Source organism: Streptomyces lincolnensis (genome assembly GCF_021173675.1).
In the GTDB taxonomy this organism is placed as follows: domain Bacteria; phylum Actinomycetota; class Actinomycetes; order Streptomycetales; family Streptomycetaceae; genus Streptomyces; species Streptomyces lincolnensis_B.
This window is the reverse complement of sequence record NZ_JAIHON010000015.1, coordinates 153,275-166,975: the sequence shown is the minus strand read 5'-3', so window position 1 is coordinate 166,975 and position 13,701 is coordinate 153,275. Positions and strand designations below refer to the sequence as shown.

9 protein-coding genes and 1 riboswitch are annotated in these 13,701 nt (G+C 72.2%); of the genes, 5 read left to right on the top strand and 4 right to left on the bottom strand.

The window, feature by feature from the left end; genetic code table 11:
- Window positions 1-127 precede the first annotated feature (127 nt).
- Window positions 128-1,483 (top strand): SWIM zinc finger family protein, encoded by a 1,356-nt coding sequence (locus tag K4B79_RS37715; RefSeq protein ID WP_232031916.1) that lies wholly within the window; start codon window positions 128-130, stop codon window positions 1,481-1,483.
- A 223-nt stretch (window positions 1,484-1,706) separates the two neighbouring features.
- On the top strand, window positions 1,707-3,329 hold the full coding sequence (locus K4B79_RS37710; protein ID WP_232031915.1) for a DUF5691 domain-containing protein: 1,623 nt from the start codon (window positions 1,707-1,709) through the stop codon (window positions 3,327-3,329).
- A gap of 29 nt (window positions 3,330-3,358) precedes the next feature.
- On the opposite strand, the gene K4B79_RS37705 is transcribed toward K4B79_RS37710, so the two are convergent.
- Window positions 3,359-3,775 (bottom strand): cobalamin B12-binding domain-containing protein, encoded by a 417-nt coding sequence (locus tag K4B79_RS37705; protein WP_232031914.1) that lies wholly within the window; start codon window positions 3,773-3,775, stop codon window positions 3,359-3,361.
- Between the two features lie 530 nt (window positions 3,776-4,305).
- Here K4B79_RS37705 and K4B79_RS37700 point away from each other — a divergent pair.
- Entirely contained in the window at window positions 4,306-5,175 is an 870-nt protein-coding gene (locus K4B79_RS37700; RefSeq protein WP_232031913.1) for a lipase family alpha/beta hydrolase, read from the top strand.
- A 260-nt stretch (window positions 5,176-5,435) separates the two neighbouring features.
- Window positions 5,436-6,920: a M23 family metallopeptidase gene (locus tag K4B79_RS37695; RefSeq protein WP_232031988.1), complete on the top strand. Its 1,485-nt coding sequence runs from the start codon at window positions 5,436-5,438 to the stop codon at window positions 6,918-6,920.
- Between the two features lie 62 nt (window positions 6,921-6,982).
- Here K4B79_RS37695 and pcrA read toward each other — a convergent pair whose 3' ends face one another.
- Together pcrA and K4B79_RS37685 are read right to left on the bottom strand one after the other, a co-directional pair.
- Window positions 6,983-9,484, bottom strand: a complete 2,502-nt coding sequence (pcrA, locus tag K4B79_RS37690) for a DNA helicase PcrA (RefSeq protein WP_232031912.1) — start codon at window positions 9,482-9,484, stop codon at window positions 6,983-6,985.
- 1,066 nt (window positions 9,485-10,550) lie between these two features.
- Complete coding sequence (locus K4B79_RS37685; protein WP_232031911.1) at window positions 10,551-11,669, bottom strand: ScyD/ScyE family protein; 1,119 nt, start codon at window positions 11,667-11,669, stop codon at window positions 10,551-10,553.
- A gap of 289 nt (window positions 11,670-11,958) precedes the next feature.
- Window positions 11,959-12,127, top strand: a riboswitch (cyclic di-AMP (ydaO/yuaA leader).
- Between the two features lie 8 nt (window positions 12,128-12,135).
- Here K4B79_RS37685 and K4B79_RS37680 point away from each other — a divergent pair.
- Window positions 12,136-13,287 carry a C40 family peptidase gene (locus tag K4B79_RS37680; protein WP_232031910.1) on the top strand — a complete coding sequence of 384 codons (1,152 nt, stop codon included), beginning with the start codon at window positions 12,136-12,138 and terminating at the stop codon, window positions 13,285-13,287.
- 7 nt (window positions 13,288-13,294) lie between these two features.
- Here K4B79_RS37680 and K4B79_RS37675 read toward each other — a convergent pair whose 3' ends face one another.
- Window positions 13,295-13,648, bottom strand: a complete 354-nt coding sequence (locus K4B79_RS37675; RefSeq protein WP_232031909.1) for a hypothetical protein — start codon at window positions 13,646-13,648, stop codon at window positions 13,295-13,297.
- Window positions 13,649-13,701: the final 53 nt, after the last annotated feature.

The window sequence follows — 13,701 nt, the reverse complement described above, 5'->3', positions numbered from 1 at the left end:
GCCCCCTCCAGCTCGGCCGGTTCGGATCTGGTGTCCACCGTGCACCACGCCACTGACAATCCGTTCTGACCTGCGCGAACGCGCTCGCCCGGGGCGATTGTCAGTGGGGGGATCTACTTTCGATGACATGACTCAGCAGGGGGTGCGCTGGAGCGCGGACCAGGTGCTGTCACTGGCGCCTGACGCCTCGTCACGCAAAGCAGGGAGCAAACTCGGCGCGGCCGGTCCGTGGTCCGAGGCGGGCAGTTGTGGGGAGGGGACGGTGTGGGGGCTGTGCAAAGGCAGTGGCAGCAAGCCGTATCAAACGGTCGTGGACATCGCGGACGCGTCCGGCCCGGCGTACAAGTGCAGTTGTCCGAGCCGTAAGTTCCCGTGCAAGCACGCGCTCGGGCTGCTGCTGCTCTGGGCGGGCGGGGACGGCGCGGTGCCGCAGGGGCAGCCGCCGGAGTGGGCCGAGCAGTGGATGGAGGGGAGAAGAAAGCGGGCGGAGGACAAGCGCACGGCGGGCGCCGCCGGTTCCTCCTCCGGCTCGGCTGATCCCGAGGCGACGCGGCGCAGGGCGGAGCGCCGGGCCGAGCGGATCACCGCCGGGGCGACGGAGTTGGAGCAGCGGCTGGCCGATCTGCTGCGCGGCGGTCTCGCGGGCGCGGAACAGACGGGGTACGGGCAGTGGGAGGAGACCGCGGCCCGCATGGTCGACGCGCAGGCCTCCGGGCTGGCGGCGCGGGTGCGGGAGTTGGGGGCGATACCGTCCTCCGGCCCCGGCTGGCCGGTGCGGCTGCTGGAGGAGTGCGCGCTCCTCCATCTCCTCGACCGGGGCTGGCTGCACCGTGAGGGCCTGCCGGACGCCCTGGCGGCCACGGTCCGTTCCCGGATCGGCCTGCCCGCCTCGGCGGACGGCACGCCGGTGCGGGACCGCTGGCTGGTCCTCGCCCAGTTCGACACGGCGGACAGCCGTCTGACGACACGTCGGGCCTGGCTGTACGGCGCCGAGACGGACCGTACGGTACTTCTCCTCTCCTACGGCGCCGCCGGCCGTGCCCCGGAGCTCGCGCTGCCGGTGGGCCTGACCCTGGACGCGGAGGTGTCCGCCTACCCGGGCGCGGGGCAGCCCCGGGTGGCTCTGGGCGAGCAGTTCACGCAGCCCGTTCCGGTGCCGACACGGCCACCGGGGATGACGACGGCCCAAGCGACGGCCCGTTACGGAGAGGCCCTGCGGGACGATCCCTGGCTGGACTCGGTCCCGGTGACACTGGACCGGGTCGTCCCGACGCCGGACGGTGACTCCTGGCAGCTGGCGGACGCCGACGGGGACACGGCGCTGCCGCTGACCCCCGCCGCCCGTGCGCGTCCGGGCCTGTGGAAGCTGGTCTCCCTGTCGGGCGGCGCCCCGGTCAAGGTCTTCGGCGAGTGCGGCCACCAGGGCTTCACCCCGCTGACGGCCTGGCCGGAGGGCGCGGGCGAGGCGGTGCCGCTGTGCTGAACCGCCCCGCGTCCACCGCGCCGGTCCGCCCCGCTCGTCCGGCCGACGGCCCGCCTCCTCTCACTCACGCCACGCATGCCTCGCGCTCCCCTGGACACCCGCGACGAGTGAGCCTTCAACCAGTCCGAACCAGTCCAGGGACCGCGCGGAAACCGCTCCTGGGGACCGCACGAGAAGCATCGGCAGGCCAAGGCCACACACGACAGCGCACGGAGGGCAGCGCATGAACGGGACTCCCACCCCTGTGGACGCACCCGCGCCGAATGCCTGGGAGGAACTCGTCACGGCGGCGCTGCTCGGCACGGAGCGGCGCACCCCACCGGGCTGCCCGCCGGGCCCGCAGGCTCCGGCGGCGCTGCTGGACGCGGCGGCCGTGGAGACCGTACGACGCCGGGCCGGGCTGCGGCCGGGCCGGGCGGCCGCGCGTCCGGAGCCGGCGGCGAAGGACCCGCGACCGCCGCTGCCCACCGCCGCGGCGCGCAGGCTGGCGATGCTGCTGACCGACCGTCCGGGCACCGGCGGCGGGGGCCGCAGAGGCACGGCACCGGACCTGATGGAACTGCTGCCTCAGTGGCTCGCGACGGCGAACGCCCAAGGGTTCGCGCCGCCCCCGGAGCTGCTGCCCGCACTCCTGGACGCGGCCCGCGGACGCACGGACCTGCGGCAGGCGGCGCTGGCCTTCGCGGGCCCGCGGGCGGTGTGGCTCGCCCGGCTGAACCCCGACTGGCGGTTCGCCCTGCGCGCGACGCCGGGCGGCGGCGTGGCGCTGCCGCACCTGGACGACGCGGACCGGATCCGACGGCTCTGGCAGGAAGGGCTGTTCGCCGAGCGGGTCGCCCTGCTGGGCGCGATACGCGCCCGTGAGCCGGCCGCCGCGCGCGAGCTGCTCGCGACGACCTGGGCGACGGAGCGGGCCGAGGACCGGCTGATGTTCCTCGATTCCCTGCGCACCGGCCTGGCCCCGGACGACGAGCCGTTCCTCGAACAGGCGCTGACGGACCGGAGCCGGAACGTCCGGGCCACGGCGGCGGAGCTGCTGTCGTCCCTGCCCAGCTCGGCGCTCGCCGCGCGGATGGCGGTCAGGGCCGGGGCGTGCGTGGCCGTCGACCACACCGGGAGCACCCCGACCCTCGTGGTCGAGGCGCCCCACGAGTGCGACGCGGGCATGGAGGGCGACGGTGTCGTGGCCAAGGCTCCGGCCGGCCGGGGCGAGCGGTCCTGGTGGTTCGGCCAGTTGGTGGAGGCGGCGCCGCTCGCGACCTGGCCCGCCCGGCTCGGTCGCCGTACGCCCCAGGAGATCGTGGCGCTGCCGGTGGCGGACGACTGGCAGGGCGAACTGCACGCGGCCTGGTGCCGGGCCGCGGTGCGCCAACGGAACGCCGCGTGGGCACGGGCCCTGCTCGGGGCGCCCGGGGCTCCCGAGGCCGGCGGTCCCGGTGCGGTGTCCCTGGCCGAGCGGTCCAAGCTGCTCGCCACGCTGGGCGGCGCCGAACGGGCCGACTGGGTCGCCGGGTTCATCTCGGCCCACGGGCTGTCGGAGGCGTTCCAACTGCTCGGAGTGTGCGCGCTGCCGTGGTCCGAACCGCTCGGCCGGGCCGTCGTCGACGCGCTGAACATCGCACGGGACGCGGGGAGTTACCCATGGAGCTTCAGCGGCGTGATGGGACTGGCCGAGCGCTGCCTCGACCCTTCCGAGGCCAGGCGCCTCGACGGGCTGATGGCGGTGCCGGACGAGACGGAGGACGCGAGTCCCGGTGCCGGCGGCTACTGGGCGGAGGCGTTCCAGCGCCTGGTGTCCACGCTGCGGTTGCGGGCGGCGATGGCCGAGGAGTTGGGGGCGGCCTGACCTCCGGGCCCTGGCCGCGCGAAGCCGTCCTACGCGCCCGCCGGCTGCCGCACGTTCTCCCTGACCCAGTCCACGATCGACTGGGTCGTGGCCCCCGGCGTGAAGATCTCGGCGACGCCCTTGTCCTTGAGCGGGCGGATGTCCGCCTCGGGGATGATGCCGCCGCCGAAGACCAGGATGTCCGCCGCGTCACGCTCCTTGAGCAGGTCGATGACGGCCGCGAAGAGGGTGTTGTGCGCGCCGGACAGGATGGACAGACCGATCGCGTCGGCGTCCTCCTGGATGGCGGTGCCGACGATCTGCTCGGGGGTCTGATGAAGCCCGGTGTAGATCACCTCCATCCCGGCGTCCCGCAACGCGCGGGCGATCACCTTGGCTCCGCGATCGTGGCCGTCGAGCCCCGGCTTGGCGACCACCACGCGGATCGGACCGGCTGCCACACCCATCACTGCCTCCATGAAGCGACTGCATCCATCCGTACCGACAAGTACACGAGTACCCGCACCGGCCGGGAAAGTGAACGAACGTTATCGCCAGCATCCCGCAACCGGCAGTTTCGCGGTGGATACCGAGGGGGAAATCACACGGTGGGACACGTTCGGGAGCCGCAACGAGGTCGTCGCACCGCCGCGCCGCAGTCCACGCGCCGCGGCGGTGCGACGCATCGACACCGGCACGAAGGGCACGCAGGACAGGTAAGGCACGACAGCGGGGAGTCTCGTCGCCTCATCGACAGGGAACCCCGTCACGTCATTGGCGCACCACCAGCACCATCCGCACCACCGGCACCACTGGCCCCAACCACCGCACCACCCTCACCGCCGGCCCGGCCGGCAGCCCCACCAGCACGCGCCACTCGCCGCACCCACCCCCCGCGCTCCACTCGCGCTCCGTCGATCAGGACCTCCGCCGCGCCTCCCCATGAGCGCACACGGGGGACGGAGCCGTCCTCCTGTGTGCCGACAGGAGGTCGGCCATGAAGGTCACCGGGGCAGCACTGCCCATTCTTCCGCTCTGTCAGCGCCTGCTCCCGGGCAAGCTGGCGGGCCTCTCCCTGGCCCTTCTCAAAGCGACCGCCCTGGAGATCGCGATCCTCGCCGGCCACCTCCTCCTCTATCCCTCCGGCATCGCACAGGAGCGCCGCGCCCCCGCGCCCCCGCTCCCCGCGCCGGAGGACAGCGCGACCCAGCTGCCCCGGGAGGCCAAGCCCCCGGTCGTGCTGCTGCACGGGTTCATCGACAACCGCTCGGTCTTCGTGCTGCTGCGCCGCAGCCTCGCCCAGCACGGCAGGCAGCAGATCGAGTCGCTGAACTACTCCCCGCTGACCTGCGACATCCGTACCGCGGCGGCACTGCTCGGCCGGCACATCGAGGAGATCTGCGAGCGCACGGGCAGCCGGCAGGTCGACGTGGTCGGACACAGCCTGGGCGGCCTGATCGCGCGGTACTACGTGCAGCGACTCGGCGGCGACACGCGCGTACGCACACTGGTGACACTCGGCACACCGCATTCGGGCACCCGGGTGGCGCCCCTGGCCAACGCGCACCCCATCGTGCGCCAGATGCGCCCCGGCTCGGAGGTGCTCGAGGAGCTCACTCTGCCCGCGCCGGGCTGCCGTACGCACTTCGTCAGTTTCTGGAGCGATCTGGACCATCTGATGGACCCGCTGGAGACCGCCTGCGTCGAGCACCCGGACCTGACCGTGGAGAACGTGCGGGTCAGCGGCATCGGACACCTCGCCCTGCCGGTGCACCCGGCCGTCGCCGCCGGGATACGCCGAGCACTCGACACGGCCCTTCCGGGGGAGGAAACCGCGGCGCGCGCGGGCGGTCTGACGGTGGCCTGATCACCGCCCCGCCCCTCCCTCACACAAGGGCGCGACAGCCGTCGGACAGCTCACCGATATCGAACGACATTCGAACCCAAGGCCAAACCCGCGCCCGCAGTCCCCCGAAACACAGCCGAATGCCCGTTTCCTGCGCGCCCGAAACAGGTTGAAGATTGTCGCGCCCGCGTACCGCCGGGTACAGTCACCGCACTGCTCTGGCAGCCCCTGTTGTCGAGGCGAAAGAGAAGTTGGTGAACGACCGTCACCCGTCGGGGACCATGACCACCCCGGCTCCGGCTTCCGACGCCGACCCCGCGCATTACGCGTCCTACGGCACCCAGGAAGCCCAGTACGGCGACTTCACCACGCAGCACGCCTACGACGCCACCGGTTTCGACACCGGCGCCCACGCCACCGCGACCTTCGACGCGGATCCCCTCTTCGGCAGCCTTCCGGGCGAGCACACGGGCACGTACGACTCCTCGGACTGGTCCACCGGCAGCCAGCAGCCCCTGAACTACGACATGTACGCGGCCCAGCACCACGCCGCCTACGACACCGGCGCGTACGACGCCACCGCCTGGTGCGGCGACCAGCAGCTCTCCGCGATCCCGGCGCAGCACAACGGCTCCGACACCAGCGGACAGTGGGATGCGAGCGCCTGGCTCCAGCCCGACCAGTCCGGCGTCCCGGCCGACCAGACCCAGCACTGGGAATGGGGCACGCAGGCCTTCGACACCGGGGCGTACGACGCCACGCAGTGGAACTCCGACGGCCCCGCCGCACCGGCCGCCGAGGAGTACGAACCGCAGGCCCCGTACGGCGAGTCGTACGACACCCCGCACGGGCCGGACCAGCACGAGGCACAACTCCACGAGCCGCACCCGCACGAAGCGTCCTCACCCGACGGTGAGTTGGCCGCCACGGGCGTGCTGCCCTCGATCGCGATCGCCGACACACCGCTGCTGGACGGCCAGGAAGAGGCCGCTCCCGCTCCGCTGGGCCGCGCGGCGACGCGCAACGCGGCCCGCTCCCGGCGCCGTACACCCCCCAGGCGTTCCGCCCTGCTGACGGTGGCCGTGCCCTCGGCGTGCGTGATGGGGGTCGCGGGCATCGCCGCCGCCTCCGTCGGCACCCTCACCGAGGACAGCAAGGACGCGTCGACGATGGCCGCGGACGCGACCGCGGTGAAACCATCCGCCGCGAACAACAAGCTCGACACCCAGCTGGAGAACCTCTCCGCCGAGGCGGACGACTTCAGCGACCGGGTCAGCCGGACGCAGGAACGTATCGACCTCAAGGCCCAGCAGGAGGCCGAGCGCAAGAAGGCGGCGGAGGAGGCGGCCCGCAAGGAGCGGCTGCGCCCGAAGTTCGCGCTCCCGGTCGCCCAGCACGGCCTCAGCGCCTACTACGGCCAGTCCGGCATCAACTGGATGTCCGTGCACACCGGCATCGACTTCCCCGTCTCCTACGGCACGACCGTGATGGCCGCGACCGACGGCACCGTGCGGACGCAGTGGAACAGCGCCTACGGCAACATGATGATCGTGACCGCGAAGGACGGCACGGAGACGTGGTACTGCCACCTCTCCAGCTACCGGGTCGCCTCGGGTACGACGGTGAAGGCCGGCGACCCGATCGCGTACAGCGGCAACTCCGGCAACTCGACCGGCCCGCACCTGCACTTCGAGGTGCACCCGGCGGGCGGCTCGTCCATCGACCCGCTTCCGTGGCTGCGCAGCCACGGGATCGACCCGACGTAGGCACTTCCCGACGTAGGCACTTCCCGACGTGAGCCCCCGCCCTTCGACGGGGGCTCGTCGCGCTACAGCTTCTCCACCGGCGCGTACCGCAGCAGCAGCCGCTTCGGCTTGGTGTCCCCGAAGTCGATCGTCGCCTCGGCGTTCGCCCCCGTGCCCTTCACGCCCGTCACGGTGCCGAGCCCGAACTGGTCGTGGGTGACCCGGTCGCCGACGGCCAGGGACACCACCGGCTTCTCGGAGGCGCGGCGCGTGGCGAAGCCGTTCGCGCCCGAGGCCGACGAGCGGGAGCGGGACGAGGACAGCGAGGACGCCACCGCGGACACCGGGCCCGCGGACACGGGCGCGGTGGCGCCGGTCCGCTTCCAGTCGACGTGCTGCCCGGGGATCTCCTCCAGGAAGCGGGAGGGCGGGTTGTACGACGGCTGCCCCCACGCGCTGCGCATCGAGGACCGCGTCAGATACAGCCGTTCCCGCGCGCGCGTGATGCCGACGTACGCCAGGCGCCGTTCCTCCTCCAGCTCCTTGGTCTGGCCGAGGGCGCGCATGTGCGGGAAGACGCCGTCCTCCATGCCGGTGAGGAAGACGACCGGGAACTCCAGGCCCTTGGCGGTGTGCAAGGTCATCAGGGTGATGACGCCCGAGCCGTCCTCGTCCTCGTCGGGGATCTGGTCGGAGTCGGCGACGAGCGCGACCCGCTCGAGGAACGCGGCGAGACCGACCGGAGCCGCCGCCTCACCTTCCGCGGCTTCCCCGGACTCCTGCTCGAACTCCAGGGCCACGGCGGCGAGTTCCTGGAGGTTCTCGATCCGGGTCTCGTCCTGCGGGTCGGTGGAGGCCTGCAACTCGGCGAGATAGCCGGTGCGTTCGAGCACCGCCTCCAGGACGGTCGCCGGGCCCGCGCCGGACTCGACGATCGTACGGAGCTCCTCCATCAGCACGTTGAACCGCTTCACGGCGTTGGTCGACCGCGCGGCCATGCCGTACGCCTCGTCGACGCGCTTCAGCGCCTGCGGGAAGCTGATCTTCTCCCGCTGGGACAGGGCGTCGATCATCGCCTCGGCGCGCTCGCCGATGCCGCGCTTGGGGACGTTGAGGATGCGGCGCAGTGGCACCGAGTCCTCCGGGTTGGCCAGCACCCGCAGGTAGGCCAGGACGTCCCGGACCTCCTTGCGCTCGTAGAAGCGGACACCGCCGACGACCTTGTAGGGCAGGCCGACGCGGATGAAGATCTCCTCGAAGACACGGGACTGCGCGTTGGTCCGGTAGAAGACGGCGACATCGCCGGCCTTCGCGTCGCCCGCGTCCGTGAGACGGTCTATCTCCTCGGCGACGAACTGCGCCTCGTCGTGCTCGGTGTCGGCGACATAGCCGGTGATGCGCGCGCCCGCGCCCGCGTTGGTCCACAGGTTCTTGGGGCGGCGGGACTCGTTGCGCTCGATGACCGCGTTGGCGGCGGTGAGGATGGTCTGCGTGGAGCGGTAGTTCTGCTCCAGGAGGATCGTCGTCGCGTCCGGGTAGTCCTCCTCGAACTGGAGGATGTTGCGGATCGTCGCGCCGCGGAAGGCGTAGATCGACTGGTCGGCGTCACCGACGACGCAGAGCTCGGCGGGCGGGACGTCGTAGTCGTTCGGGGGGACGTCCTCATCGTGCGAGCCCGTGCCGACGAGCTCCCTGACCAGCGTGTACTGCGCGTGGTTGGTGTCCTGGTACTCGTCGACGAGGACATGGCGGAAGCGGCGGCGGTAGTGCTCGGCGACGTCGGGGAAGGCGCGGAGCAGGTTGACCGTCGTCATGATCAGGTCGTCGAAGTCGAGCGCGTTGGCCTCACGCAGGCGGGACTGGTAGAGCGCGTAGGCCTGGGCGAGGGTCTTCTCGAAGCCGTCGGTGGCCTGGGCGGCGAAGTCCTCCTCGTCGATCAGCTCGTTCTTCAGGTTGCTGATCTTGGCGCTGAAGGACTTGGGCGGGAAGCGCTTGGGGTCGAGGTCGAGGTCGCGGCAGACCAGGGCCATCAGGCGCTTGGAGTCGGCAGCGTCGTAGATCGAGAAGGAGGACGTGAAGCCGAGCCTCTTCGACTCCCTGCGCAGGATCCGCACGCACGCGCTGTGGAAGGTCATCACCCACATCGCGTTCGCGCGCGGGCCGACGAGCTGCTCCACGCGCTCCTTCATCTCGCCCGCGGCCTTGTTGGTGAAGGTGATCGCGAGGATCTGGCCCGGGTGGACGTTCCGCTCGCCGAGCAGGTGGGCGATGCGGTGGGTGAGCACACGGGTCTTGCCGGAGCCGGCGCCGGCCACGATGAGCAGGGGCGTGCCCGAGTGCACGACGGCGGCGCGCTGGTTCTCGTTCAGCCCGTCCAGGAGCGCGGCCGGATCCACCGCCGGGCGCGGGGCGCCGTCACGGTAGTAGGCGTCCCGGTCCGGCGGCACGTCGAACTTCCCGCCGAACAGATCGTCCGGCACGGGCTCCGGCACGTGATCGTCCTCGGGCGGCGGCGGAGGTTCCTCGTCGTGGCCCCGGGGGGTCTGGAGGTTCGCCAGGAAGCTGTCGTCAAAGAGGCTGCTCATCGCTCTCCGAGTCTAGGGCGCCCCACTGACACCCTGCCGCCGCCCCGGGAACATCGCCGAAATCGACACCCCCCGGGGCCAAATCTCAAGCCCCGGCGCCCCACCCGGCGCCGAGTCCCCGCACCAGACCACCGGGCCCGACCCCGGACCGGCATTCCACGACGGTCCCCGCGCCGAGCGCGATCAAGTCCGGCGGCGGGCTCGGCAAGTCCGGCGACGGGCCCGCCACGACCCGCCGCCCCCTCGACCCCCGACCAGCGGGCACCTCCTCGGGCCCGGACCTCCAGCCCGTGCACCCGACCTCGGGCCGAGGCCCCGTACCTGACCGCCCGGGCCGGCCGGGACCGGCATTCGCGACGGTCCCCGCGCCGAGCGCGATCAAGTCCGGCGGCGGGCTCAGCGAGTCCGACGACGGGCCCGCCACGCCCCACGACCAGCGGACACCTCCCCGGGACCGGCCCTCAAGCCCGGCCGCCCGACCCCGGACCGAGGCCCCCGTACCAGACCACCAGGCTGGCCCCGACCCGGCGTACCGCGACAGTCCCCGCGCCGAGCGCGATCACGTCCGGCGGCGGGCTCAGCAAGTCCTACGACGGGCCCGCCACGCCCACCGACCCCTCGACCCCTCGACCAGCGGGCACTTCCCCAGGCCCGGACCGCAGGGCCCGGATCTCAAGCCCGGCCACCCGCCCCCGGGCCAAAGCCCCGTACCAGACCACCAGGCTGGCCCCGACCCGGCGTACCGCGACAGTCCCCGCGCCGAGCGCGATCGCGTCCGGCGGCGGGCTCAGCAAGTCCTACGACGGGCCCGCCAGGCCCGCCGACCCGCCGACCCGCCGACCCGCCGACCCGCCGACCCGCCGACCACAAGCTGGCCCCGGCTCCACCCCCGAACCCCGAACCCGACTCCGAGCCAGACCCGGCTACCCGACCCCGAACTCAACCCCAAGCCCCAGACCCGGCCGCCGGCCTCAGCCCCGGCCCCGGCCCCGGCCCCGGCCCCGGCCCCGGCCATTGGAGCCGACCCCAGCCGACCAACCCACCCCCGAACCGCACCCCCTCCCCCTCAAAACCCCAGGATCTTCCACACCTGACCCCCCGCCGTCCGCCTCCCCTCCAGCACCGTCCCGTCCCGGTCCGCGATCGACCAGGCCGAGACGTAGACCTTGCCGTCGTGCGGATCGACGGCCACGCCCGCCGGGAACGGCACCTTCACGTGGGTCCGCCGGCCGTCGGAGACCTTGGTCACGCGGCCCGCGAAGAGCTGGCTGACGTAGAGGTCGCCGTCGTCGTTGAGGGCGATGCCGGTGATGGAGCCGAAGCCGGAGGTCCAGCCGAGGATCTTGCCGGTCCGGGGGTCGACCTTCCACACGCGCGCGGTGGGCCGGGCGGCCTCGCCGTTGAGCTCGCCGACGTAGAGCGTGCCGTCGGGGCCGAGGGCGAGGGAGGTGGGGACGGACTCGTTGGCGTCGTGGTTCGGGAAGACCGTGAAGGGGCGGGCCCGGCCGTTCGGGGAGACGACGACCAGGTCGTTGCCGGCCGCGTCCGCGACGATGCGGCGGCCGTCGGGGAGGGCGAGGACGCCGTACGGATTGGACTCCAGGTTCGCCTTGTGCGGGTTGTACCGGAACTCGACGGCGGCGATGTCCGCGGCGATCCTCGCCTTGCCGTGCCCGAGGCGCAGCAGCTTGCCGAGGGTGTTCCAGGGCGGGGCGGTGGGGATGCCGGCCTCCGGCGGGGCGTAGGTCATCGCGCCCCAGACGCTGCCGTGCAGGGCGGAGACACCGTCCAGGCCGGTCGCGAAGCCACCGTCGGGGGCGGCGCCCGAGGGGAGCCCCTTCACCACCCGGTGGTGCTTCCACGCGCCCCCGTCCCAGTAGATCTTGGTGAGCGCCGAGCTCAGGCCGATACAGGTCTCGCCCTCGGGTCCCTGCCCGACGCACTTCTTGCCCCCGCGCCCGGCTTCGGCGACGTACAGCCGTCCGTGGTCGTAGGAGAGCTGTCGCGGGTTGTCGAGACCGTTCGCGATCACGCGGACGACCGGCTTCCGCCCCGCGCCGCCGGAGCCCCCGACGGCGTCGGCGTGCTCTCCCGAGGCGGACGCGGGCGCGATGCCCGCGGTGGCGGCGAGGGTCACTCCCGCGGTGAGCCCCGTGGCTACGACGAGTGACGTGCGCTTCCTCATGACCATGGCCTTACCCCTCTCACCCGCCACGGCAGCGGACCGTGGCTGGCTGGAAGCTAGCGCCCCGAAACGCCCGGACGTCGTCACTCCGGCAGACTCAGGCGGACTCCGGCGAAAATACGCCCAAGTCGTGGCAGATCACTCCGGATTGACCACGGAGCGCGAAGCCCTGACGCCAGGTCACGAAAATGTATCGGGCATATCGAACATCAACCTTCACAGCCGCCACACGCGTTGGCTACCGTGCCGGACAGGCCGTACGACCTCCACCGGCGAACCTCGCCGGGCCGCACGGCCTCCGCCGAATCCGCAGCGCCGCCGCGCGACCGGAACCGGGGACCCACCGAACCCGGGGTGAATCGGCCCGTCCCCCGCTCAGGACACGGCCGTAGGGCACACCTTCCGAAGCACTCGCCCGAACCCGACAGCTAACTCGGTAGGCGGTACACGGAAGGAGTCGCCTCCCTTGGCGTCGCACCGCAAGTCGCGTCCTTCGGGTACGCGCGTAGCAGGCATACGGACCCCCGCCCTCGCCACGGCGGCCCTCACCTCCGTGGCCCTGCTGTCCCAGACGGCCACCGCCGCCCCGGCCGACGACAAACCGAGCCTCGAAGAGGTCGAGAAGAAGGTCGACGACCTCTACCGGCAGGCGGAGTCGGCGACCGAGAAGTACAACGGGGCCAAGGAGAAGACCGCCAAGCAGCGCAAGCAGGTCGACACCCTCCTGGACGACGTCGCCGAGCGCACCCAGAAGCTCAACGAGGCGCGGGAGGAACTGGGTTCCTTCGCCGCCGCCCAGTACCGCTCCGGCGCCGCCGCGCCCGACACGGCGACCTTCCTGCTCGCGGACTCACCCCAGGACTACTTCGACCAGACGCAGCTGATGGGCCGCATGACGACCCGCCAGAAGAGCGCGGTCGACGACTACGTCACCGAGCAGTCGGCGACGATGAAGAAGCGCCAGGAGGCCACGGAGAGCCTTCGGACGCTCACCGAGACGCAGAGCGACCTGAAGACGGCCAAGGCCACCGTCCAGACCAAGCTCGCCGACGCCCGCGCACTGCTGTCGAAGCTGACCGCCGAGGAGAAGGCGCGGCTCGCCGCGATCGAGCGGGAGAGGCAGGAGGAGGCCGCCCGCAAGGCCGCGGAGCTGGCCCGGCAGCAGGCGGCGGACCAGAAGGCCGCGGAGGAGGCGAGGCCACAGGAAACCAGCGCGCCCAGCCCCTCCTCCCCCACCACCGTCACGGACCCCTCCTACGCCACCAAGGCCGAGAAGGCGCTCGCCTTCGCCCGCACCCAGATCGGCAAGCCGTACGTCTGGGGCGCCACCGGCCCCGAGTCCTACGACTGCTCCGGCCTCACCCAGGCCGCCTGGAACGCCGCCGGCATCTCCCTCCCGCGCACCACCTACGACCAGGTCAACGCCGGCACGACCGTCTCCCTCTCCGCCGCCCGCCCCGGTGACCTGGTCTTCTTCTACGACGACGTCACCCATGTCGGCCTCTACATCGGCAACGGCATGATGATCCACGCCCCGAAGCCCGGCGCGTACGTCCGCGAGGAGTCGATCTACTACGACGGCGAGTCGGCGATCCACAGCGTGGTGCGGCCCGCCTGAGCCACGGTCACGTCCACAGCACCGCGATGAAGATGTTCGCCGTGGTCAGCAGGCCCACCAGGCCGAACAGGCTCTTGTCCACCTTCTCGTCGTCCCGCTTCACGTAGACGAGGCCGAGGATCACGACCAGCAGGGCCAGCTTCACGCCGATCTTGACGTTGTTGACGGTCTGGTCGTCGGCCTGGTTGAGGCCGACCAGCACCGCGCCGGTGATCAGCATCGTCAGCGCGCCGTGCAGCATGGCCGGGCTGAACCGTGCCGTCCCCTCGCCCATCGCCTTCATCTGGGTGAGGAAGCCGCCGAGCAGCGAGGCGATGCCGATGATGTGCAGGCCGACGAAGAGATGGATGAGTACGTCCATGAGGCCGGAGCCTAATCAGGGGCGCGTGGGGCACCGACACCGCCCCGCCCCCC

Coding starts and splice junctions, on each gene's coding strand:
- K4B79_RS37715 (WP_232031916.1), top strand. CDS start 128: ATGACTCAGCAGGGGGTGCGCTGGAGCGCGGACCAGGTGCTGTCACTG.
- K4B79_RS37710 (WP_232031915.1), top strand. CDS start 1,707: ATGAACGGGACTCCCACCCCTGTGGACGCACCCGCGCCGAATGCCTGG.
- K4B79_RS37705 (WP_232031914.1), bottom strand. CDS start 3,775: ATGGGTGTGGCAGCCGGTCCGATCCGCGTGGTGGTCGCCAAGCCGGGG.
- K4B79_RS37700 (WP_232031913.1), top strand. CDS start 4,306: ATGAAGGTCACCGGGGCAGCACTGCCCATTCTTCCGCTCTGTCAGCGC.
- K4B79_RS37695 (WP_232031988.1), top strand. CDS start 5,436: ATGACCACCCCGGCTCCGGCTTCCGACGCCGACCCCGCGCATTACGCG.
- pcrA (WP_232031912.1), bottom strand. CDS start 9,484: ATGAGCAGCCTCTTTGACGACAGCTTCCTGGCGAACCTCCAGACCCCC.
- K4B79_RS37685 (WP_232031911.1), bottom strand. CDS start 11,669: ATGAGGAAGCGCACGTCACTCGTCGTAGCCACGGGGCTCACCGCGGGA.
- K4B79_RS37675 (WP_232031909.1), bottom strand. CDS start 13,648: ATGGACGTACTCATCCATCTCTTCGTCGGCCTGCACATCATCGGCATC.